The following is a 454-nucleotide window of genomic DNA, read 5'->3' on the forward strand; positions in this document are numbered from 1 at the left end:
ACGCGACGCCGGTCGCGGTCCGGCTCGGCGTTGATGGTTACAGTCAAGGCGACAGCGCGGGCGCGACCCTCGCGCAGATCGGGATCGCCCGGGTCGTAGGGCAGGCCCGCCAGCATCTTCTCCCGCTCGGTCATGAGGCCTCCGTCAAGGCGGCGGCGACCGCCTCTCCGATGGCCAGCGAGCTGGTCAGACCGGGGCTCTCGATGCCGAACAGGGCCATCAGGCCGTCGATTCCATGATGCTCGCGCCCATGCAGCTGAAAATCGGGCTGCGGCTCGCCCGGGCCATGCAGCTTGGGCCGGATGCCGGCGTAATCGGGCGTCAGCCGCTCGACCGTCACGCCCGGCCAGAACCGGGCGATGTAGCGCGCGAACTCGTCCGCCTTGGCCGGATCGACGGAATAATCCTCGGCCTCCACATAGGCCAGGTCAGGACCGAACACGCCCTGCCCGCC

General features: G+C 69.6%; 2 protein-coding genes. Both read right to left on the bottom strand.

All coding sequences use genetic code 11. The annotated features are described in order from the left end of the window. Window positions 1-134: maltose acetyltransferase domain-containing protein (locus B2U11_RS07865; RefSeq protein ID WP_349680716.1), on the bottom strand; the 134-nt coding region annotated here is incomplete at its 3' end. Next, on the bottom strand, window positions 131-454 hold a 324-nt coding region (locus B2U11_RS07870), incomplete at its 5' end, for an FAD-dependent oxidoreductase (RefSeq protein ID WP_292070957.1). The genes B2U11_RS07870 and B2U11_RS07865, both read right to left, overlap by 4 nt.

Source organism: Brevundimonas sp. UBA7534 (assembly GCF_002479325.1).
In the GTDB taxonomy this organism is placed as follows: domain Bacteria; phylum Pseudomonadota; class Alphaproteobacteria; order Caulobacterales; family Caulobacteraceae; genus Brevundimonas.